This window comes from Pseudarthrobacter sp. MOO14 (assembly GCF_058267675.1).
On the sequence record NZ_CM177849.1, the window covers coordinates 1,532,875 to 1,551,996 of the forward strand.

Sequence of the window (19,122 nt, forward strand, 5' to 3'; positions counted from 1 at the left end):
TTTCGACCCCCAAAACCCAAACGCCCGCTCACTTTCCCGAAAGAAGTGAGCGGGCGTCCCGGTTGAAGCCGCCAGAAGTGAGCGGGCGTCCCGGTTGAAGCCGCCAGAAGTGAGCGGGCGTTCCGGTGGAAGCCGCCAGAAGTGAGCGGGCGTCCCGGTGGAAGCTGCCAGAAGTGAGCGGGCGTCCCGGTGGAAGCCGCCAGAAGTGAGCGGGCGTTCCGGGCTACTTTTCGACGAGGGTGAGGACGTCGTAGGTGGCCACGATGTCGTCATTCTGGTTGGTCAGGACGGCGTCCCAGGCCACCTCGCCATATTCGTCCGTTTCGCGCGGGGTGATCTTCTTGGCCGTGAGGGTGACCCGGATTGAATCGCCGGCGGCAACGGGGGTGATGAAGCGCAGGTTCTCCAGGCCGTAGTTGGCCAGCACGGGGCCCGGGGCGGGTTCCACGAACAGTCCTGCGGCCCAGCTCAGCAGCAGGTAGCCGTGTGCCACGATGCCCGGGAAGAACGGGTTGGCTTCCGCCGCTTGCTGGTTGGTGTGCGCGTAGAACGTGTCGCCCGTGGACTCCGCAAAAGCGGTAATGTCCGCCAGCGTGACCTGCCGCAGGTCAGAGCGGACGGCATCGCCGATCCGTAGCGTGGCGAGGGATTTCCGGAACGGGTGCGCGCCTTCGGTTTCCACGGTGAAGTTGCGGTCCGCACCGGTATGCCAGACGCCGGTGACGGCGGTGAGCATGTTGGGTGAGCCCTGGATGGCGGTGCGCTGCATGTGGTGCAGCACGGACCGGATGCCACCGAGTTCCTCGCCGCCGCCGGCGCGCCCCGGGCCACCGTGGACGAGGTGCGGCACCGGTGATCCGTGGCCGGTGGACGAGCGGGCGTCCTCCCGGTTCAGCATCAGGACGCGGCCGTGGTGCGCAGCGATTCCGGTGACCAGTTCCCGGGCCACCTCGGGGTCGTTGGTGCAGACCGAGGCCACCAGGGAGCCGCCGCCGCGGGCGGCGAGGCGGACGGCGTCGGCCAGGTCGCGGTAGCCGATCACGGACGATACCGGTCCGAATGCTTCGAGCGAGTGGATTGCGTCCGCTTCGGGGTTGCCCCAGTTCAGGAGGACCGGGGCCATGAACGCCCCGCCGTCCACCACGCCGGTGGTTCCGTCGGCCGAGGTGACCGACGGCGAATCGAGGGTTCCGTACGCAAGCTCACCGCCGGCGTCGAGCATGGACTGGACGGCCGCCCGGACGTCCCTTAACTGTTCCACGGACGCCAGTGCGCCCATGGTGACGCCCGCGCCGCGGGGGTCGCCCAGGACGATGCGTTCCGAGATGCGCTTGCCGATCGCGGCGGTGACGGCGGAAACCAGTTCCTGCGGCACGATGGCGCGGCGGACGGCGGTGCACTTCTGCCCGGCCTTGACGGTCATTTCGGTGACTACGGACTTGACGAACGCATCGAATTCCGGTGTGCCCTCCACCGCGTCAGGGCCAAGGATGGCAGCGTTCAGGGAGTCCGTCTCGGACGTGAACCGCACTCCGCCCTCCACCACGTTCGGGTGCGCCTTGAGCGACTTTGCGGTGGACGCCGAGCCGGTGAAGGCGACGAGGTCGCGGTAGTCCAGGACGTCCAGCAGCCCGCGGACGGAACCTGAAATAAGCTGCAGCGACCCTGCCGGCAGGATGTTGGATTCAACGATGGCCTTGACCACGGCCGCAGCAACGTAACCGGTGGGGGTGGCCGGTTTGACGATGGTGGGGACGCCGGCCAGGAAGGCAGGGGCGAACTTCTCCAGCATCCCCCAGACCGGGAAGTTGAAGGCGTTGATCTGGACGGCAACACCGGGAATGCGGGTGTAGATGTGCTCGCCGGCGAAGGAGCCGTCCTTGGACAGCACCTCCATGGGCCCGTCCACCACTACCTGGGAGTTGGGCAGTTCGCGCCGGCCTTTGGAACCGAAGGTGAACAGCACGCCGATGCCGCCGTCGATGTCCACCATGGAGTCGATCTTGGTGGCACCGGTCTGGAACGAGAAGTTGTAGAAGTGCTCGCGGCGGGCGTTCAGGTACTGCGCCAGTTCCTTGAGCTTGAGGGCGCGCTGGTGGAAGGTCAGCTTGCCCAGTTCCGCCTGGCCAGTGGTGCGGCCGTATTCGACGACGGCGGCCAGGTCCAGGCCCTCCGTGCTGACCTTGGCCAGGATTTCCCCTGTGCTCGCATCCCGGACGGGCACCGCGGAAGCCGACGAGCCGGCGTCGGGCGTCCACCAGGCATCCTTGACGAAGCTGGGCACTGTCTCCACGGTGTCGACCGTGGCCTGGGGAGCTGTGGCTGTGGTGGTCATCGTTGACGGGTCCTTCCAACGCTGGGGCAGGCAAACAACAGTCATTACTGACCGTCCGTTCGGTAATATATTCACCATACATGAAGTGCCGTGCCGCACACTAGAAGGCCGGGACTGAAATGGATACCGAAGGAGAACGAATGAGCGCCCCACACGAGGATTCCGGCGACAACCAGCCGTCGCAGCATGAACTCTGGAAAATCACGCTGGGCGAGCTGGACGAAAAGATGGGCGTGAAGATCCTGGAGGAGTCCGTGGAGCGGGTGGTGGCCACCATGCCGGTGGAGGGAAACCGGCAGTCCTTCGGCCTGCTGCACGGCGGCGCTTCGCTGGCCGTCGGCGAGGCCGTGGGCTCCTGGGCCGCCGTGATCCACGCGAGCACCATGGGCAAGACCGCTGTGGGGGTGGACGTGTCCGCCACCCACCACCGGTCCGCACGGGAGGGCCAGGTCACCATCACGGCCACGCCTATCCACCTGGGCGGCACACTGACCACGCACGAGGTGCTGATCACCAACGAGGCGGGCCAGCGGCTCTGCACCCTGCGCATTACAAACCTGCTGATGCGGCGCCACAAGTAACGGTGGTTGAGCCCGTCCCCGGTGGTTGAGCCTGTCGGAACCTAGTCCGATCCCCGCTTCCGGCGCCTGACCAGCACCATAAGCACGATCCCGACGGCGACCGCGGCAGCGGCAGCGACGGCTGCGGGCACCAACGCCGTCGCGCCGGTGTAGGCCAGGCCGCCCGCATCCGCAGAACCGTTGCCGCCTGTGATCGCCAGGCCGGCAGGCGGAGTACTTGGTGCCGGGGTACTGGGTGCCGGGGTACTGGCCGGGGGCGTGACGACGGCGGCCGGGCTGGTCTGGGCCGGTGACGGGGCCGCGGTGGCCTGGGTGGGTGACGGGGATGCGGTAGCGATGCTGGCGGGAGGACTCGTGGGAGCCGGCGGGGCAGGGCTCGACGGCGGGGCAGGGCTGGTGGGAGCCGGCGGGGTGGCCGCGAACTCAAAGGTGGTGGTGCCCGACCGGCTGTACCCGTTGACGGTCTCGGCCGTGAAGTGGAGCGGATCCTTGCCTTGCGGTGCGGTGAAGCTCCAGTTGCCGGCGGCGTCCACGGGGACCTCGAACGGGCCTTGGCCCTGGAGGGTGATCCGGACCTTGGACCCGGCGGCGATGGCTGACGCCGGGGCCGCGGCAACGGTGCCAGCGATGGTTTGGCCGGAATCATAGGTGCCGCCGACCGCCGGCGCGGTAACGGAAGGCTTGTTGAGGAACAGTTCCAGCTGGTAGCCGGGAAGTACGGCCAAGCTGTTCCGCAAGGTGGCGCCGACGGCGAAGTTTTGGATCACGTTGCCGTTTTGGTCCGGGGTGTCCCCTGCCGAGTGGGTGCCCACGGCGTAGTTGCCGCTGACGTAGGGGCCCCCGGAGTCTCCCCCGCTGGACTGCACCCCGTAGGAAAGGAACCCGTTGAACGCGCGGATGTCTTTCTTGTCCGAGGCGTAGCCCGGGCCCGGCACGATGAAGATGCCGACGGCGTCAACCGTTCCGCAGGACCAGGCGGAGGTCCGTCCCGAGCGGCAAATGGGCATTCCCACAACAGGGTCTTCGGATCCGATGATCTTGACGTCGGGCCCGGGCTGTGAGGGGCTCCCCCACGTGCTGGCCGCGGGAAGGGGATCGATGTCCTGCCGCAGCGACTGGATCACCGAGATGTCCGTCCCCACATTGCCAGGGTTGGTTACCGCCGTCTGGTCCGGAGCGATGGGAGTGGTGGGGTCGAGCACGCGGGTGTTCCCCGGGCCGCCGAACTGGCTGAAGCCGAACTTCCCCAGCAGGCCCGCCGGCACGCCTTGGAACTCCAGGGTGGCTGTCTTGGCGGCACCATCCGAAGCGCAGTGCCCCGCGGTCAGGACAGCGGGCAGGCCTGTGGGGTCGAAGGCGGAGAAACCGGTGGAACACACAAAGCCGATATCGCTCTGGTACCCGATGCCGCCTGCGACGTCCGCCTCGGATTTGAGCGGCGTACCGCCGTCGAGCTCGACGTTGGCATAGCGGGACACGAACTGGGCCGGAGTGACCTTTCCGGCCCCCGGCAAGGCCGACTCCGACGGCGAGGGCGACGGCGCCGCCGACGGCGAGGACGACGTCGCTGGTTCTGGCGACAACGCCTCCGGCGCGTTGATCCCGCCCGTCCTGATCACGAACTTTCCGCCTGCGTACATCACCGCCTGCAGGTCCTGCGGCCCAACGTCGCGGAGATAGGCCTGGAAGAGCTGCTCCGTGCTGACCGCCAATTCGGACCTGGCGCCAACCGCGGGCGCCTCGAGGGACAAACCGGAAATAGTGCCCGCGAGGGCGGCAACGGCGGTCTTAAGCTCACGTCCTGAACCGCTGACCGTAATTGATCCATGCTCGATCCGGATTCCCACGTAGCCCGGGACCTGGCGCAGCTGGACGGCCGCCTGCGCTGCCTGGGCACCGAGTTCTCCGGCAGCCTCGAACTGTTGGGGGGTGAGCTTGAGGTCCCGCTGCACGGCGTCGTCGAGGGCGGCCTGCGAAAGTGCGGTTGGTGCCGGCGCCGCGGACGCCGGGGCTGTCGTTCCCGAAGCCGGGCTGGGGGACGCTGTACCCTGACTCGGCGAGGCCGGAGTGGGGGACGATTCACCGGCGGCAAAAGCGGGAACGGCTGCGTACCCGGAGGATGCCAGCACGCCGGCAGCGGCGCCCAAGGCGAGCACCCGCCGCAGCCTGACAGCACTAAACCGCAGGTCATGCGCCATTGAAGCTTTTTTCACCGGTGCTGCTGTTGAGCTCATGTCCGTCTCTCTGCCGGTCAACGTGACCGAGGAAACAACAGTATCTCAGGTCACATGCGTCACACTGGTCCCATTGTATCTACGCTGTCCTGGCAACAGGCCAGGACAGCCTCGAGTTCTACTGCGGTGAGGCCGTTGGCCAGAAGGTAGTGGCGGGTATCCAGGTCCCGGACAAACCTGGCCACGGTGAGCCCCCGTTGTTCCAGCAAGGGCTCAAGTTCACCGACGGCCAGGTAGCGTTCGCGGCTGTGCGGCGGCCCGTGCGTGCGGTACCTCTCGTTGATGCCGCGTGCCGCCCGCCGGTAGCCCTCTGCGATCGCTTCGTCGGAATCGCCTGCGAGGTCCTGGACCATGGCGGCCACCATTCCACTGCGGTCCCGGCCGGCGGCGCAGTGCAACAGGACATCCCCCTTGGGTGCGGCGTGGGCGATGGCCCGGAAGACGCCCACCAGCTTTTCCGGGAAGAGGCGGGCGTTCACGGCGTAATGCCCGGGGTCGTTCAAATACGGCCCGGTGATGGCGGTGAAGCGCGGATCACCGGGCTCTTCCGTGGGCGCCTGGACCACGTCGATGTCCGGCATGGACGTGTCCGGGACCACCGGGTCGGTGTCCCGGCGCCGGCCTTCCGCTGCGTTGCGGAGATCGACGACGGTGCGGACGCCGTCGTCGAACACCTGCCGCCACCCGGACGCCGTCAGCCACTCACGCCGCCCCATGCGGTAGATGCCGCCCGAAATGTGCCAGGCGTTGACAGCTCCATCCCAGTTCATGGGCCTGCCCCGTTTGCTCATCCGCCCAGCTAATCACACGGTGCTGGGAGCCGCATGCCGCACGGGAAGACTTCTGGCGTCATCAGCGGGCAGCCGGGCCGCGGCGGTCCAGCCGGTACTCGAGCCCGGCGCGGACGGCGGGCCATTCGTGGTCCAGGATGGAGAACACCACGGTGTCGCGCAGGTTCCCGTCGCTGGTCCGGGAGTGGCTGCGCAGTACGCCGTCCTGCTTGGCACCGAGCCGGGCGATGGCCTCCCGCGACTGGTGGTTCAGCCAGTGGGTGCGGAACTCCACCGCCGGGCAGCCCACGGCCTCGAAGGCGTGCCCGAGCAGCAGGAGCTTGGAGTCCGGGTTCGTTCCGGTCCCCTGCACGGAGGCCGCGTTCCACGTGGAGCCGATCTCCACGCGGGGCGTGGCGGCGTCGATGTTCATGTAGGTGGTCATGCCGATGATGCGGCCCGGGCCGCCGGTTTCCGCATCGATCAGGCGGGTGGTGAACGGCAGCATTGACCCTTGGTCCCGCAGTGCCAGCCGCCGCCTGATTTCGGCGGCCATCCCATCAGGGGCCGGCACCGAGGTGTACCAGAGCTTCCAGAGCTCACCATCCCTGGCGGCCTCCACCAGGCCGTCGTGATGCTCCTCCGCGAGCGGCTCCAGGATTACGTGCCGGCCGGTCAGGGTAAGGGGTTCAAGGAAAGTCACTGCACCAGCCTAGGCCCACCGGTTCGGTGCCGGTTACGCTTGGGCAAGCACGTGGACGGCGAGCGAGGGAGTCATTGTGTCAGGTACCAATCCGGATCCGGAAGACGACAAGATCACCGGTCTGGAGCCCGGCGGCGGCGTTCCGCCCGGCGAAACCCCGCCGGGCGAAGCATCCACGGTCGGGCCCCATGGCACGGAGGAGCGCGGGCCGGGCAAGGGCACGCAGTTCCTCTGGATTGCCGTCATCGGGGTGGTCGTCCTGCTCTGCCTGCTGTATTTCATCGGCTACATCGTGGGCTTCTTCGACTAACGCGGGCGGCCGCTAGCTGGGCCAGTCGAAGAAGCCTTTGCCGGTCTTGCGGCCCAGTTCCCCGCGGGCCACCTTGTCGCGCAGGATCTGCGGGGGTGCGAACCGGTCACCCAGGGTGGACTGCAGGTATTCGGCGATACCCAGGCGGACGTCCAGGCCCACGATGTCCGTGGTCCGGAGCGGCCCGGTGGGGTGTTTGTAGCCCAGCACCATGGCGTTGTCGATGTCCTCGGCCGAGGCTACGCCTTCCTCGACCATGCGCATGGCCTCCAACGCGATGGCAACGCCCAGCCGGGAGGACGCGAACCCCGGCGCGTCATTGACGACGACGGCGGTCTTGCCGAGTGCCTCCACCCACCTCTTCGCCTCCACAGCGAGTCCGGGCGAGGTGTGCTCGCCCAGCACCACCTCGATGAGCGTGGAAGCGGGCACCGGGTTGAAGAAATGCAGCCCCAGGAAATTGCCCGGCCGCCTCAGCTCCTTCGCGAGCCCGTTCACGGACAGCGAGGACGTATTGGATGCCAGGCAGGCGTCTTCCGCCAGCCGCTCCTCGATGCCCCGCAACGCCGTAACTTTCAGGTCCCAGTCTTCCGGGACGGCTTCCACCACCAGTTGGCGGTCCTTAAAGGCGTCATAGTCCACGCCGACGGCCAGGCGGGAGACCATTTCGTCCAGGTTTGCGTCCGTTGCCCCGCGCTCGATGCTCTTTGCCGCCGCGGATTCCACCCGTTCCCGTGCCGCCTCCGCAGCCTGCTCGTCGCGTTCCACCACCAGCACGTCGGCGCCCTTGACCAGGAATGCATGGGCGATCCCGGCGCCCATCCGGCCACCGCCCAGGACACCCACCCGGGCCGGGAGGGCTGGAGTCAGTTGCGATTCGCTCATGGTCTACTTTCCGTCTGCGGGGTTGGCGGGGTTGGCCTTCTTCCGGGCGCTGCGGTCGAGGAACGCCTGCATGCGGTCGAACTTGGCCTGGGATTCGAAGAGGATGCCCTGGGCCAGCTGGTCGATCAGCGGGTGGGCTTCCGAGGGGGCGTGGAACACGGATTTGGTGATGCGGACGGCCAGGGGGTCCTGGCGCCCGATCCTGTCGGCAAGGCTGTGGGCCGCGGCCAGCAGGTCCGCGGGGTCGTGGATCTCGGTGATGAGGTTGGCCGCCCGTGCCTCGTCGGCGCCGAGGACCAGGCCGGCCAGGAGGATCTGCTTTGCCAGCGGTTCACCCACGAGTTCCCTGAGCCGCCAGCTGGCACCTGCCGCGGCCAGGATGCCCAGGCCCGTTTCGGGATTGCCGATGCGCACGGTGGGGGTGCCGATCCGGAAGTCCGCCGCGTAGGCCAGTTCCGCGCCGCCACCCAGGCAGTAGCCGTCCAGCGCGGCGATGACCGGCATGGGCAGCTTCGCAATCCGGACGAAGATGGTGGAGTTGATCCCCTGCAGGGCGTCATCCCGCCGCCGTTCGCGCAGCTGGGCGATGTCTGCCCCGGAGGCGAACACCCCGTCCACCCCTGCAATGATCAGGATCCTGGGATTCTGTTCCAGCGCTGCGCACACGGTGTGGAGTTCGTCCACCATCTGCTGGTCGATGGCGTTCTTTACCTCGGGCCGGTTGAGCAGCACCACCACACGGTCGTCCCGTTCCTCCACTTTGAGGGCGGAGAACACTTCGGCGGCAAGGTCCACTGCGGCGGCCATCAGATTTTCTCCAGCAGCATGGCGGTGCCTTGGCCGACGCCGACGCACATGGTGGCGAGGCCGATTTTGGCGTCCTCGCGTTCCATCCGCCCCAGCAGGGTGATGGCGATCCGGGACCCGCTCGAGCCGAGCGGGTGACCCAGCGCGATGGCGCCGCCGTCGCGGTTCACGATGTCCGGATCCAGGCCCAGGCGCCGGATGGAGGCCAGTGACTGGGTGGCAAAAGCTTCATTGAGTTCGACGGCGGACAGGTCACCAACGCTTAGGCCGCTGCGCTTGAGCACTTTCTGCGTGGCGGGGACAGGACCGATGCCCATGATCTCGGGTTCGCAGCCGGCGGAAGCGCCGTCGATGATGCGTGCCCGCGGGGTCAGGCCCAGCCGTTCGATGGCTGCCTCCGAGGCCACAATGATGGCCGAGGCGCCGTCGTTGAGCGAGGACGAGTTTCCGGCGGTGACCACGGAGCCGCCCGGTGCTACCGGCCGGAGGGCAGCGAGAACGTCGAGGCTCGTGCCGGGGCGGGGCCCTTCGTCCGTGTCCACCACCGTTTCGGACTTGCGCGTCTTCACCGTGACGGGGACGATCTCGTCCTTGAAGCGCCCGGCGGCGATGGCCTCGAGGGCACGCTGGTGCGAGCGGACGGCAAATGCGTCCGCATCCTCGCGGGAGATGCCATCCGCTCGGGCCACTTCTTCCGCCGTTTCCGGCATCGAGTAGGTCATCTTCCCGTCGCGGGAGAGGCCGCCCTGCTGGAACTGCGGGTTGGTAAAGCGCCAGCCGATGGAGGTGTCGAAGATCTGGCCTGGCTTGGCAAAGGCGGCGGTGGGCTTTTCCTGCACCCAGGGTGCCCGGCTCATGGATTCCACGCCGCCGGCGATGACGATGTCCGCGGCTCCGGCCTTGATCATGTGGCTCGCCTGGATGATGGCGCTCAGTCCGGAGGCGCACAGCCGGTTGACCGTAATGCCCGGGATGTGGAGCGGAAGGCCTGCCAGCAGGGTGGCCATGCGGGCAACGTTCCGGTTCTCCTCCCCTGCGCCGTTGGCGTTGCCCAGGATCACCTCGTCGATGCTTTCCGGGTCCAGGCCGGCGCGTTCCACGGCTTCGCGGACCACCAGGGCGGCGAGGTCGTCCGGCCGCACGGCGGACAAGGCACCCCCGTACCGGCCCACCGGCGTTCGGACCCCGCCAACAAGGAAAGCCTGCGGACCTGCGGTTGCAGCCATGGATACACCCTTCACGCGATAAACAGCACTGTCATCGGCGGCCGGCACAGCGGATGCACCACTTACCGACCGTTCGTTCTGTAAATGGTACACGGCAAGGTTCCGCTCCGCACCCGGCTAAAGGACTGTGACGCCCAGGTGCGCGGCGATCAGCGGCGCCAGGAGGCCCAGCTGGTACTCGTCAACAACCAGGCCGGAGAGGCTGCCCAGCCCGCTGATCTTGCGGAATCCGGTCCCGCGGATGTCGAAATCCTTCAGCTTGGCGCCGGCCAGGTCCAGGGATCCAATGGTGCAGTCCTCGAGCCTTACCCGGACGGCCCCGGCGGCGCCAAGGTCCAGTTCATTGATGATGCACCCGCTGATCAGCACATCCGTGAGCTTGGCACCACGCAGGTTCAGGAAGTCCACCTTGCCGCCGTCGATCCGTACGGACTGCCAGCCGGTTTCGTACAGTTCCGCTGAACCCAGCCGGGGGTTGCGGAGCTCCACGTCCTGCCAGGTGCTGCGGGCACCGCGGAAAACGGGGGCGTACAGCTCGGCCAGGATGCAGTCACGGAAGGATGCTCCCCGGAGCTGCGCGTCGTTGAAGGACACGGCATCGAACCGGCACTCGGAAAAGACAGACCCGCCCAGGTCGAATCCCTCTGCGTCCGCGCGGCTAAACCGGACCCCTTCGTGCCGCTCGCCGCGCCGGAAGGCGGCGTCCGCCTGGTCTTCGAGGTCAGTGAGCTCCACCGGTGAAACCCGGGGTGCCTGCACCCCGGCCGGCCCACGTCCGCGCTTTTTCTCCATCCCCCGAGCCTAGCCCGCCCGCCCCATCCCTTGAATTAGTAAGCAAGCTTCGTTTATGGTGAAAATGTAAACGATCGACGGAAACGGAAGGAGGCCGGCACCATGGGCCTCGGAGACAAGATCAGCAACGAAGCCGAAGAACTTGGCGGCAAAGCAAAGGAAGCTGCCGGCAACGTCACCCACAATGACCGCCTCAAGGCTGAAGGCCAGGCGGACCAGGTCAAGGCGGATGCCAAGAAGGTGGGCGAAAGCGTCAAGGACGAGTTCAGGCGCGACTGACAGCCACTCTGCTGCAGCCGCAGCGAACGGCGTGCTGCATCAGCCCGACGGCGGCGGATCGGACAGATCCGCCGCCGTTCCGCTGTCCACACGCATCGGGCAAAATCACCAGCCGCTGCGGGTGGGAGTGCGGCCCTGGCGGGAGTCTTCCGGCATGGTCATTTCCGCCCGCAGGCCGAGCAACCTGACGGGGCGGCCGGGCTCGATCTTCGCGGCAAGCTCCAGGGCGTGTGCGAGCACTTCCGCAGGGACGGACGTTGCGGGGATCTTCCGGCCGTACGTTGTGGTGGTGAACGGCGCGTAGCGCACCTTCAGGGTGAGGCCGACCACCGGCCGCTCTTCCGCGGCGACATCGTCCATGACGTGCGCTGCCAATTCCCTGAGGGCGCCGTCAATGTCCGCTGCCTCCGTCAGGTCGCGCTGGAATGTGGTTTCCCGGCTGTGTCCCCGGGCCACCCACGGTGTGTCATCAACCACCCGCGACCCTTCGCCCCGTCCCAGCTGGGCGTACCACGGGCCCATCTTGGGACCGAACTCGGGCACCAGGTCCGCAGGGTTGGCCGCCGCGAGCTCGGCAACAGTCTTGATGCCAAGGGTGGCAAGCCGCCGCGACACCGCTTTTCCCACGCCCCACAGATCGATTGTGGGCCTGTCCCCCATCACGTGGAGCCAGTTCCCTTCCGTCAGCCGGAAGATGCCTGCGGGCTTGCCGAACCCCGTGGCCACCTTGGCCCGGACCAGGGTGTCCCCGATGCCGATGCTGCAGTGCAGCCTGGTTTCCGCCAGGACGGCGAGCTGCAGCTGCCTGGCGATATCTTCGGGGACGCCGCCCTCGATCCCCACGAAGGCTTCGTCCCATCCCAGCACCTGGACCGTGGCGCCGGGCTGCGAGCGCAGGACCGCCATCACTTTCTCGGACGCGTCAAGGTATGCCTCATGATCCACGGGCAGGATGACCGCGTCCGGCACCTTCCGCGCGGCGATGCGCAGCGGCATGCCGGAGCCCACGCCGTAGGCCCTGGCTTCGTAGGACGCCGTGGACACCACGGCACGTTCGGTGGGGTCGCCGCGGCCACCCACGATCACGGGCTTGCCCGCGAGCTCCGGCCTGCGGAGCACTTCGACGGCAGCGATGAACTGGTCCAGGTCCACGTGCAGCACCCATGGTTCGTTCACAGCCCCAGTCTGCCCGGGCCAGGCGCCGCGCACCAGCGTCCCGGGGCCCGCGGTTGGATCCGCACAGTAAATGCATACTGCCCGGTTAGCCTTAGCCATGACCTACGTTGACCTCAGCGCCGAAAGCGCCACCGCCGGCGGCTCGCCTTCCTTGGGCGGCTATCTTGCCACGCCGGAGGGCCAAGGCCCTTTCCCCGGCGTCGTAATGATCCACGAGGCCTTTGGCCTGACCGACCAGACCCGCAGGCACGCCGACAGGATGGCCCGGGCCGGCTACCTGACCTTGGCAGTGGATCTGTTCAGCGAGGGCGGGGCGCGCCGCTGCCTGGTCAGCACCATGCGCAGCATGACTGCCGGTACGGGCAGGGCATTCACGGACATCGCCACGGCGCGGAAGTGGCTTGCCGCCTCCCCGCAATCAACCGGAAAAACCGGCGTGATCGGTTTTTGCATGGGCGGCGGCTTCGCGCTGCTGGTGGCCAAGGACGGTTTCGACGCAGCCGCGGTCAATTACGGTCGCCTGCCCGGCAACCTGGACGACGCCCTCCGCGGCGCCTGCCCCATCGTGGCCAACTACGGCGGCGCGGACAGGCCCCTGAAGGGGGCCGCTGCCCGGCTCGAATCAGCCCTGGACAGGATGGGAATCGAACACAGCGTCAAGGAGTTCCCCGGCGCCGGCCACGCCTTCCTGAACGACACCGACGAAGGACCCGTGGTCCTTCGTCCGCTCATACGCGTGATGGGCATCGGGCCGGACCCGGACTCCGCCCCGGAGGCCTGGCAGCGGATCGAGGACTACTTTGCCCGCCACCTGAAGGACTCCGCTGCCTGACGCACCGGGCCCGCCCGGACATCAAGGAGGAAACGCCGACGGCGGACCGCCCCACCCAAGGGACGGCCCGCCGTCGAACGTTGCTCAGGAAGATCCGGCGTCAGCTGTAGAGCTCGCTCTTGGGCTGGTTGCCCTTGACCTTCTGCCAGCCAAGCCACAGGACCACCGCGAAGAACGGGATGGTGGCCAGCGTCCAGAGGCCCAGGTAGAACACCTCGCCGTCCTTGCTGGTCATGGTGTCGAAGCCAATGAGCACGGTGATGGCCAGCAGGCCCAGCAGGCCGGCCCAACTGGTCCACGGCGAACCCGGCATCGGCAGGGTGGACGTGATGCCCTTGCGGCGGCGCAACACGATTTGGCTCGCGAAGATGGAGCCCCAGCAGAAGATCACGCCGATCGAGGCGGTGTTCAAGGCGAGGTCGAACGCGTGCGAGCCGCCCAGCCAGATGTTCAGCAGGATGCCCACCAGGTAGAACGCGGCGATCGCAAGGATGGCGGCATACGGGACGTGCCGCTTGGACATGCGGGTGAGCCACTGCGGGGCGTGGCCGTTGTTGGCCATGGTGCGGAAGACGCGGCCGATCGAGTAGAGGCCGGAGTTGCAGGAGGAGAGGGCGGCGGTGATCACGATCATGTTCATCACGTCACCCACCCAGCCCAGGCCCATCTGGCCGAAGACGGTAACGAACGGGGAGGTCCCGGCCTTGTACTGGTCCGAGGGCAGCAGCATCGCCAGCAGCAGGACGGAGCCCACGTAGAACACCACGATGCGCAGTACGACGGCGCGGATCGCTTTGGGCACCTCGCGTTCCGGCTTTTGCATCTCGCCGGCAGTGACGCCGACCAGCTCGATGCCGTTGTAGGCAAAGATGACGGCATTCAGGACCAGGACCATCACCAGCGCGCCCTTGGGGAACATGCCGCCCTCGGCCGCGAAGAGGTTGTTGACGGAGGCGTGCCCGTCACCCACTTGGGCGTTGGTGACCACCATGAACGTGCCCACCACCAGGAAGGTCAGGATGGCGCCCACCTTGAGGCAGGATGCCCAGAATTCGAACTCGCCGAACGCCTTGACGCTCAGGAGGTTCACGGCCACGAGGAGCGCCAGCGCGGCGATGGCCGAGGCTTCCACGGGGACATTGGGGAAGAAGAACTGGAAGTACAGGCCGATCGCGATGAGCTCGGCGATGCCGGTCATGCCCCAGTTGATGAAGTACATCCAGCCGGACATGTACGCGCCCTTTTTGCCGAACATCTCGCCGGCGTAGCTCACCAGGGAGCCTGAGGTCTGCCGGTACATGATGAGTTCGCCCAGGGCCCGCATGAGCAGGTAGGCGATGACGCCGGCGATGGCGTAGGAGAAGATCAGGGCCGGGCCGGTGGAGGCGAGCCGGCCGCCGGCTCCCATGAAGAGGCCCACGCCGATGGCGCCGCCCATGGCGATCATGGTGACGTGGCGTCGGCCCAGGGTCTTGCTGTAGCCCTCGGCGCTGAGGGAGGAGTCGACGGCGGCGGTTGCCGCGGCGGTGTTCTTGAGGTCTGTGGGGGTACTTTGAGGCACAACTGTTCCTTGTGGGTTGGGGGTTGGCCGCATCCGGAATCCGTATGATACGGCTCACAAAATTCGGCTTTAATGCCAAGAAACCAGCGATTGTGAGCGTAAATCATCGAGTAGCCGAAGCTTCACGCGGCCTGTCCATCCTACAAGACCGGGCGCCGGGTACGTGACGCGCGCTACACGGCACCCCCGGCGATAGGCTGAAGCATGGCCACAGCCCATCGCATACCACCCGCTCCACAGCCACAGCTGTACCGTTTTTCCCGACTGGACCTGGCGGCGCTCTGCCTCTACGTGGCCATCGCGGGATTCTTCGCTGCGGCCGGCGACCTGGTGGCCCCTTTCCTGCGGCAGATTGCGCCGTCCCCGGCCGCCGCCTCGTATGCGGTGAACCTGCTGTTCTATTCCTCGGTGGGAATCGTGGCGCTGTTGGCCGCCCGGAAAGTAGTGGCGCGCGACCTCAAAGTCCTGGCGACCCGGCCGTGGTTCACCGTGCTAATGGTTCCGTCCGCGGTCATCGCGATGCTGGTCCTGACCGCGGTCCTGGTGGCGCTGAACGGGCAGGTGGAAACGTCCGCCAACCAGGCAGGCCTGCAGGCCCTGATACAGCAGGTGCCGCCCTGGCTCATGGTGCCGCTGTTGGTGGTGGTGGGACCATTCGTGGAGGAATACATCTTCCGCCACCTGCTGATCGGCAAGCTGGGCAGGCGGGTGAACATCTGGATCTGCTGCGTCCTCTCGGCAGTGCTGTTCGCGGCGATGCACATCGTGGGGCAGGAGGCCATCACCCTCACGGCACTGCTTCCCTACCTGGCCATGGGGGCCACGCTGGTGTTCGTCTACGTATGGACCGGGAAGAACGTCATGTTTTCCTATTTCGTCCACGCCGCCAAGAACCTGCTGGCCGTGGTCCTGGTCTACTCCATCCCGCCGGAACTGTTCGAGCAGATGCAGCACGTCCAGGCGTAAGCCGGCGCTCGGTCCCGGCGCTCAGTCCGCCAGAGTGTACCCGCGCACCGTGAAGCGGTGCGTGCCGCTGGTCCGCCCCGTGATGTAGACCTTGGTGCCGCCGGCCGCGTTCGTGCCGCCCAGGTAGCGGTAGCTTTCACCCGGGTTGTAGGTGGCAGGAGTATCCGGATCTGCGGGCAGCCCGGGTCCAAACTCAATCACGTCCGCGCCCACCCGGTACGTGCCGGTACCGCCCACCAGCTGGAAGGTTCCGTGCGCACCTGCCGGCTCCACGCCGTCGAGCACCCCGCCGGGCTGGAAGGTCAGCTCGAGCGCGAAAGCCGTGTGCGTTCCTTCGAACCCAATGTCCAGGCCTACCTCCCCGCCTGCTGCCTTGATCCTGATCTCCGTGGCAAGCCGGTGGACGTCGGCGGCGCGCGAACTGAACTCCATGCCGGCGCTGAAACGGCCTTCATGCTCCAGGGCGTATATGCCATCCGGGCGCTGCCTGGCCGGCGGCAGGGGCTGGTAGAAGTTGGCTTCCAGCTGCTCGGCGAGCACCAGCACGCCGCCCTGCCGCACCGTGTCCTGGCTGCGGAAAGGGCCCAGGTCGAAGAAGCTCCTGGACAGCCGCAGATCGGACAGCACGGCCGCGCCGTGCCCGAAGCGGAGGAAGGTGGGGTTGGTGGCAAGCCCGGAGCCTACGCCCGGAACCAGGGGGTCGCAGCCGCCGAACACGGTGGCCACGGACCCTGCTCCGCGGAACCGGTAGGCGCCGCAACTCTCGAGCGCCACCGCGGCCGGAGCGAGGGGTGCCGGCAGCGCGGCGGCGTGCGACGGCGGATCGGCAGGCAGGGCCGCTGACAGCCAGGGGTCCAGCCGAGTGAGGGCAAGCAGCTTCGCGGGCTCGTGCAGGGGCAGCCGGGCCAGCCAGGTGGCTGCCGCGGCGAAATCGGGCCGGCCGTCCTGGGCCGCCAGCCGGCGGTACAGGTGAAGGAACGGGGCGGCGCCGAATTGCATCCACTGGTCCTGCCGGCGGGAGAAGACGGATTCCACGGTGCCGTCGGCGTTGAACCAGGGCAGGAAGGCGGCGAGGTTCCGCCGGACGTGGTCCAAGAGGTCCGCTCGGCCCGTCGCGTCCGCAATGGTCAGCAGCGAGGGATTGGTCACGGCAGTGGCGTACAGGGGGCTGCGCTCGGAGTACATGCCGTCCGGGAGCTGGTCGATACCCTCGGCCAGCCATTGTTCGATCCGGGCACCGATATCCTGCCGCGGGTGCAGTGTGTTGATCTGCGCCAGCGCGGCGGAGAGCTCCCAGCGGTGGTTTGGGGTGTGGACGCCGCCGGCCACCATGGCGTCAACGCTCTTGGCGATGATGGCCTCGAGCCGCTCGTCCACCTCCGCCAGGAGGGCGTCCGGGGTTTCCGTCCCACGAACCAGCCGGACCGCCAGGCAGACGTCGTTCAGGGTGAACGCGGAGTCCGGCGGCGAGGACAGGTTGGTGCCGTCGAACAGGCCGGTGGGCCCTTGGAGGGCCTCCAACCGGTCCAGGCACCGCCGCATCGCCGTGGCAAGGGTTTCCTGCAGGAAGTAGCCGGAGCCGGGCTCGGTGAAGACGGCGGCCAGGGCCAGCAGCCTTGCCATGGCCGGCCGGTGCGCCAAGGCCCGCACGTCGTCGTCGTGGGTTGCCAGGAACGCCGCGACCTCCCGGTCCGCTTCTGCCGCCACCCGCGCCTGGAAGGCTGTGTCCGTTGTTGCTGTCTGCACTGTTGCTGCCTTTCACCGGCCCGCCGTGGCGGGACCGTCCTAATCCTTCAGCCCGGCGCTGACGTCCGCGTTGAGCACGTATTTCTGGAAAACGAAGAACACCAGGACCAGCGGCAGGAGCGAGATCACCGAGGCCCCCAGGAGCACCGGCCAGTCGATGTTTTCCGCCCCAACGATGCTCCGCAGCGCCACCTGCAGGGTGTACCACTTGGGGTCGTTGAGCACGATCAGGGGCCAGATGTAGTCGTTCCACCGCCACTGGAACGAAAAGATGGCCAGCGTGAACAGGATGGGCTTGGACAACGGGAGCATGATCCGGAAGAAGATGGCCAGCTCGCCCGCGCCGTCGATCCTGGCGGAGTGCAGCAGGTCATCCGGAACCGTGAGGAAGAACTGCCGGAACATGAACACTCCGGTGGCCGTGAGTACCGACGGGACGATGATGCCGGCCAGTGAGTTGTAGAGGCCCAGGTCCCGGATGACCGAGAATGTGGGGTTCAGGATTACCTCGGTGGGCAGCATGGTGGTGGCCAGGATGCATACGAAGAACAGCCGGGTGCCCTTGTTGTTGTACTTGGCCAGCGCATATCCGGTGCAGGCGCTGAAGAAGACCGTCAGAACCGTGGTGGTGATGGAGACCGTGGCGGTGTTCAGGAAATACTGCGCAAAGTCCACCCGTTCCCATGCGTCCACGAAGCCTTGGAAGGTCCATTCCCGGGGAATCATGGACAGCGGGTAGCTGAAGAGTTCGCTGCCGGGCTTGAACGAGCTGAGCAGGAACCAGAGCAGGGGTAGCGCGTAGATGGCGGCGATCACCCACATCAGCAGGGTCAGCGGGATGGAGGCCTTGGCCCGGATCTCCCGGTTGCCCGGCTGGGTGCGGCCGTCCCTGCGGCGTGGTGCTGGGTCGTTCCGGGTTGGTTGGGCGTGTTCCTCCGCCACCGCGGGAGGCAGGTTGGCAGCTGTTGCCACGGGTCAGCCCTTCTTCCTGTTGAACCGGAGCTGGATGAGGGCGATGGCCAGCAGGACCACCATCAGCACCATGGAGGCGGCGCTGGCGTAGCCCACCTTTGACTGCTCGAAACCGGTTTTGTAGATGTACTGCACGATCAGGGTGTTCTGCGTTCCGGGGCCGCCGCCGGTCAGCGCCTGGATCATGGCGAATTCCTTCATGGCATGGATGGTGGAGAGCAGGATCACCATGAACGACGTCGGCGCGATGCCCGGCAGGGTGACGTGCCGGAAACGTTGCCAGGCGTTGGCCCCATCGAGTTCTGCGGCCTCCAACAGGGATTCCGGAATGTTCTTCAGCGCGGCGATGAACAGCAGCATGTTGAAGGCGGTGCCGCCCCACGCCGAGGCGAAGATCACCACGGCGAGGGCCAGATTGCCGTCGCTGGACCATGGCAGCGGATTCCCGCCCAAGCCGGAAATCAGGAAGTTGATGAAGCCGAAGTCCTGGCCGAACAGCCACTTCCAGATGACGCCCACCACGATGGGCGAAATGAGCCAGGGCAGGAAGATCACGGTCTTTGCCGCTGTGCGTCCGCGGACGGCTTTGCTGACGAGCAACGCGGCCACGCCCAGGGAGCAGACGTAGACCAGCGGGACCGACAGGACCGTGTACACGAAGGTCCGGCCCAGGGCGGCGTAGAACGAGCCGTCAGCGAAGAGCTTCTGGAAGTTGGCCAGGCCGATGAAGTGCAGCTTGCCGATTCCGCGGTAGTCCGTGAAGGAGTACAGCATGCCCAGCGCTCCCGGCCAAACAAAGAACACCAGGAAGAGCACCACGTTGACGCCGATGAGGACCAGCGGCGCGATGACGTAGCGGTTGCGGCGCTTCAGCGCCGACTTGCTGCGGACCGGCCCCGGCTGCGGGGCTGGGGCCGCCGTCGGAGTGATGGTTGGTTGTGCCACGG

The 19,122-nt window shown here is 67.1% G+C and carries 18 protein-coding genes; 5 read left to right on the forward strand and 13 right to left on the reverse strand.

Going from position 1 to position 19,122, the window contains the following annotated elements:
• Positions 1-223: 223 nt before the first annotated feature.
• The gene (gene paaZ / locus AC4EEV_RS07260; protein ID WP_491330539.1) at positions 224-2,335 is read right to left on the reverse strand and encodes a phenylacetic acid degradation bifunctional protein PaaZ; all 2,112 of its coding nucleotides are present in this window, start codon (positions 2,333-2,335) and stop codon (positions 224-226) included.
• A 140-nt stretch (positions 2,336-2,475) separates the two neighbouring features.
• Between paaZ and AC4EEV_RS07265 the strand changes: the two genes are divergently transcribed.
• A complete protein-coding gene (locus AC4EEV_RS07265; RefSeq protein WP_133830564.1) occupies positions 2,476-2,916 on the forward strand; it encodes a PaaI family thioesterase in 441 nt (146 codons plus the stop codon).
• 41 nt (positions 2,917-2,957) lie between these two features.
• Here AC4EEV_RS07265 and AC4EEV_RS07270 read toward each other — a convergent pair whose 3' ends face one another.
• The 3 genes from AC4EEV_RS07270 to AC4EEV_RS07280 form a co-directional block, all read right to left on the reverse strand.
• Positions 2,958-5,114, reverse strand: coding sequence for a S1 family peptidase (locus tag AC4EEV_RS07270; RefSeq protein WP_491330540.1), 2,157 nt, complete (start codon positions 5,112-5,114; stop codon positions 2,958-2,960).
• A gap of 95 nt (positions 5,115-5,209) precedes the next feature.
• Positions 5,210-5,920, reverse strand: a complete 711-nt coding sequence (locus AC4EEV_RS07275) for a tyrosine-protein phosphatase (protein WP_491330541.1) — start codon at positions 5,918-5,920, stop codon at positions 5,210-5,212.
• Positions 5,921-6,002: 82 nt separating this feature from the next.
• Positions 6,003-6,623 (reverse strand): GNAT family N-acetyltransferase, encoded by a 621-nt coding sequence (locus tag AC4EEV_RS07280; RefSeq protein WP_491330542.1) that lies wholly within the window; start codon positions 6,621-6,623, stop codon positions 6,003-6,005.
• Between the two features lie 76 nt (positions 6,624-6,699).
• Here AC4EEV_RS07280 and AC4EEV_RS07285 point away from each other — a divergent pair, with 76 nt between their 5' ends.
• Positions 6,700-6,933: a DUF6480 family protein gene (locus tag AC4EEV_RS07285; RefSeq protein WP_018761740.1), complete on the forward strand. Its 234-nt coding sequence runs from the start codon at positions 6,700-6,702 to the stop codon at positions 6,931-6,933.
• Positions 6,934-6,945: 12 nt separating this feature from the next.
• On the opposite strand, the gene AC4EEV_RS07290 is transcribed toward AC4EEV_RS07285, so the two are convergent.
• From AC4EEV_RS07290 to AC4EEV_RS07305, 4 genes are all read right to left on the reverse strand, one after another.
• Positions 6,946-7,818, reverse strand: a complete 873-nt coding sequence (locus AC4EEV_RS07290) for a 3-hydroxyacyl-CoA dehydrogenase family protein (protein WP_133830568.1) — start codon at positions 7,816-7,818, stop codon at positions 6,946-6,948.
• Positions 7,819-7,821: 3 nt separating this feature from the next.
• Positions 7,822-8,625, reverse strand: a complete 804-nt coding sequence (locus tag AC4EEV_RS07295; protein WP_491330543.1) for an enoyl-CoA hydratase/isomerase family protein — start codon at positions 8,623-8,625, stop codon at positions 7,822-7,824.
• On the reverse strand, positions 8,625-9,851 hold the full coding sequence (locus AC4EEV_RS07300) for a thiolase family protein (RefSeq protein WP_018761743.1): 1,227 nt from the start codon (positions 9,849-9,851) through the stop codon (positions 8,625-8,627). The genes AC4EEV_RS07295 and AC4EEV_RS07300 overlap by 1 nt, the downstream gene beginning before the upstream one ends.
• A 117-nt stretch (positions 9,852-9,968) precedes the next feature.
• Positions 9,969-10,643, reverse strand: a complete 675-nt coding sequence (locus tag AC4EEV_RS07305) for a pentapeptide repeat-containing protein (RefSeq protein WP_026264582.1) — start codon at positions 10,641-10,643, stop codon at positions 9,969-9,971.
• Positions 10,644-10,745: 102 nt separating this feature from the next.
• On the opposite strand from AC4EEV_RS07305, the gene AC4EEV_RS07310 reads away from it, so the two are divergent.
• Positions 10,746-10,922, forward strand: a complete 177-nt coding sequence (locus AC4EEV_RS07310; protein ID WP_491330544.1) for a CsbD family protein — start codon at positions 10,746-10,748, stop codon at positions 10,920-10,922.
• A 105-nt stretch (positions 10,923-11,027) separates the two neighbouring features.
• On the opposite strand, the gene AC4EEV_RS07315 is transcribed toward AC4EEV_RS07310, so the two are convergent.
• On the reverse strand, positions 11,028-12,098 hold the full coding sequence (locus tag AC4EEV_RS07315; RefSeq protein WP_491330545.1) for a DNA polymerase IV: 1,071 nt from the start codon (positions 12,096-12,098) through the stop codon (positions 11,028-11,030).
• Positions 12,099-12,195: 97 nt separating this feature from the next.
• Between AC4EEV_RS07315 and AC4EEV_RS07320 the strand changes: the two genes are divergently transcribed.
• Positions 12,196-12,930, forward strand: a complete 735-nt coding sequence (locus AC4EEV_RS07320; RefSeq protein ID WP_491330546.1) for a dienelactone hydrolase family protein — start codon at positions 12,196-12,198, stop codon at positions 12,928-12,930.
• 100 nt (positions 12,931-13,030) lie between these two features.
• On the opposite strand, the gene AC4EEV_RS07325 is transcribed toward AC4EEV_RS07320, so the two are convergent.
• The gene (locus tag AC4EEV_RS07325; RefSeq protein WP_018761748.1) at positions 13,031-14,491 is read right to left on the reverse strand and encodes an amino acid permease; all 1,461 of its coding nucleotides are present in this window, start codon (positions 14,489-14,491) and stop codon (positions 13,031-13,033) included.
• 204 nt (positions 14,492-14,695) lie between these two features.
• Here AC4EEV_RS07325 and AC4EEV_RS07330 point away from each other — a divergent pair, with 204 nt between their 5' ends.
• Positions 14,696-15,457, forward strand: a complete 762-nt coding sequence (locus AC4EEV_RS07330; RefSeq protein WP_491330547.1) for a CPBP family intramembrane glutamic endopeptidase — start codon at positions 14,696-14,698, stop codon at positions 15,455-15,457.
• Between the two features lie 21 nt (positions 15,458-15,478).
• Here AC4EEV_RS07330 and AC4EEV_RS07335 read toward each other — a convergent pair whose 3' ends face one another.
• Genes AC4EEV_RS07335 through AC4EEV_RS07345 form a run of 3 tightly spaced genes read right to left on the reverse strand, consistent with a single transcriptional unit; the run spans position 15,479 to position 19,120 of the window.
• Entirely contained in the window at positions 15,479-17,203 is a 1,725-nt protein-coding gene (locus AC4EEV_RS07335; protein WP_491330548.1) for a hypothetical protein, read from the reverse strand.
• A gap of 39 nt (positions 17,204-17,242) precedes the next feature.
• Positions 17,243-18,175: a carbohydrate ABC transporter permease gene (locus AC4EEV_RS07340; RefSeq protein ID WP_018761751.1), complete on the reverse strand. Its 933-nt coding sequence runs from the start codon at positions 18,173-18,175 to the stop codon at positions 17,243-17,245.
• Between the two features lie 3 nt (positions 18,176-18,178).
• Positions 18,179-19,120: a carbohydrate ABC transporter permease gene (locus AC4EEV_RS07345; RefSeq protein WP_018761752.1), complete on the reverse strand. Its 942-nt coding sequence runs from the start codon at positions 19,118-19,120 to the stop codon at positions 18,179-18,181.
• Between the last annotated feature and the right edge of the window lie 2 nt (positions 19,121-19,122).

Excerpts from the sequence above, each read along its gene's own strand:
- paaZ (WP_491330539.1), bottom strand. The coding sequence starts at position 2,335 with ATGACCACCACAGCCACAGCTCCCCAGGCCACGGTCGACACCGTGGAG.
- AC4EEV_RS07265 (WP_133830564.1), top strand. The coding sequence starts at position 2,476 with ATGAGCGCCCCACACGAGGATTCCGGCGACAACCAGCCGTCGCAGCAT.
- AC4EEV_RS07270 (WP_491330540.1), bottom strand. The coding sequence starts at position 5,114 with ATGGCGCATGACCTGCGGTTTAGTGCTGTCAGGCTGCGGCGGGTGCTC.
- AC4EEV_RS07275 (WP_491330541.1), bottom strand. The coding sequence starts at position 5,920 with ATGAACTGGGATGGAGCTGTCAACGCCTGGCACATTTCGGGCGGCATC.
- AC4EEV_RS07290 (WP_133830568.1), bottom strand. The coding sequence starts at position 7,818 with ATGAGCGAATCGCAACTGACTCCAGCCCTCCCGGCCCGGGTGGGTGTC.
- AC4EEV_RS07295 (WP_491330543.1), bottom strand. The coding sequence starts at position 8,625 with ATGGCCGCCGCAGTGGACCTTGCCGCCGAAGTGTTCTCCGCCCTCAAA.
- AC4EEV_RS07300 (WP_018761743.1), bottom strand. The coding sequence starts at position 9,851 with ATGGCTGCAACCGCAGGTCCGCAGGCTTTCCTTGTTGGCGGGGTCCGA.
- AC4EEV_RS07305 (WP_026264582.1), bottom strand. The coding sequence starts at position 10,643 with ATGGAGAAAAAGCGCGGACGTGGGCCGGCCGGGGTGCAGGCACCCCGG.
- AC4EEV_RS07310 (WP_491330544.1), top strand. The coding sequence starts at position 10,746 with ATGGGCCTCGGAGACAAGATCAGCAACGAAGCCGAAGAACTTGGCGGC.
- AC4EEV_RS07320 (WP_491330546.1), top strand. The coding sequence starts at position 12,196 with ATGACCTACGTTGACCTCAGCGCCGAAAGCGCCACCGCCGGCGGCTCG.
- AC4EEV_RS07330 (WP_491330547.1), top strand. The coding sequence starts at position 14,696 with ATGGCCACAGCCCATCGCATACCACCCGCTCCACAGCCACAGCTGTAC.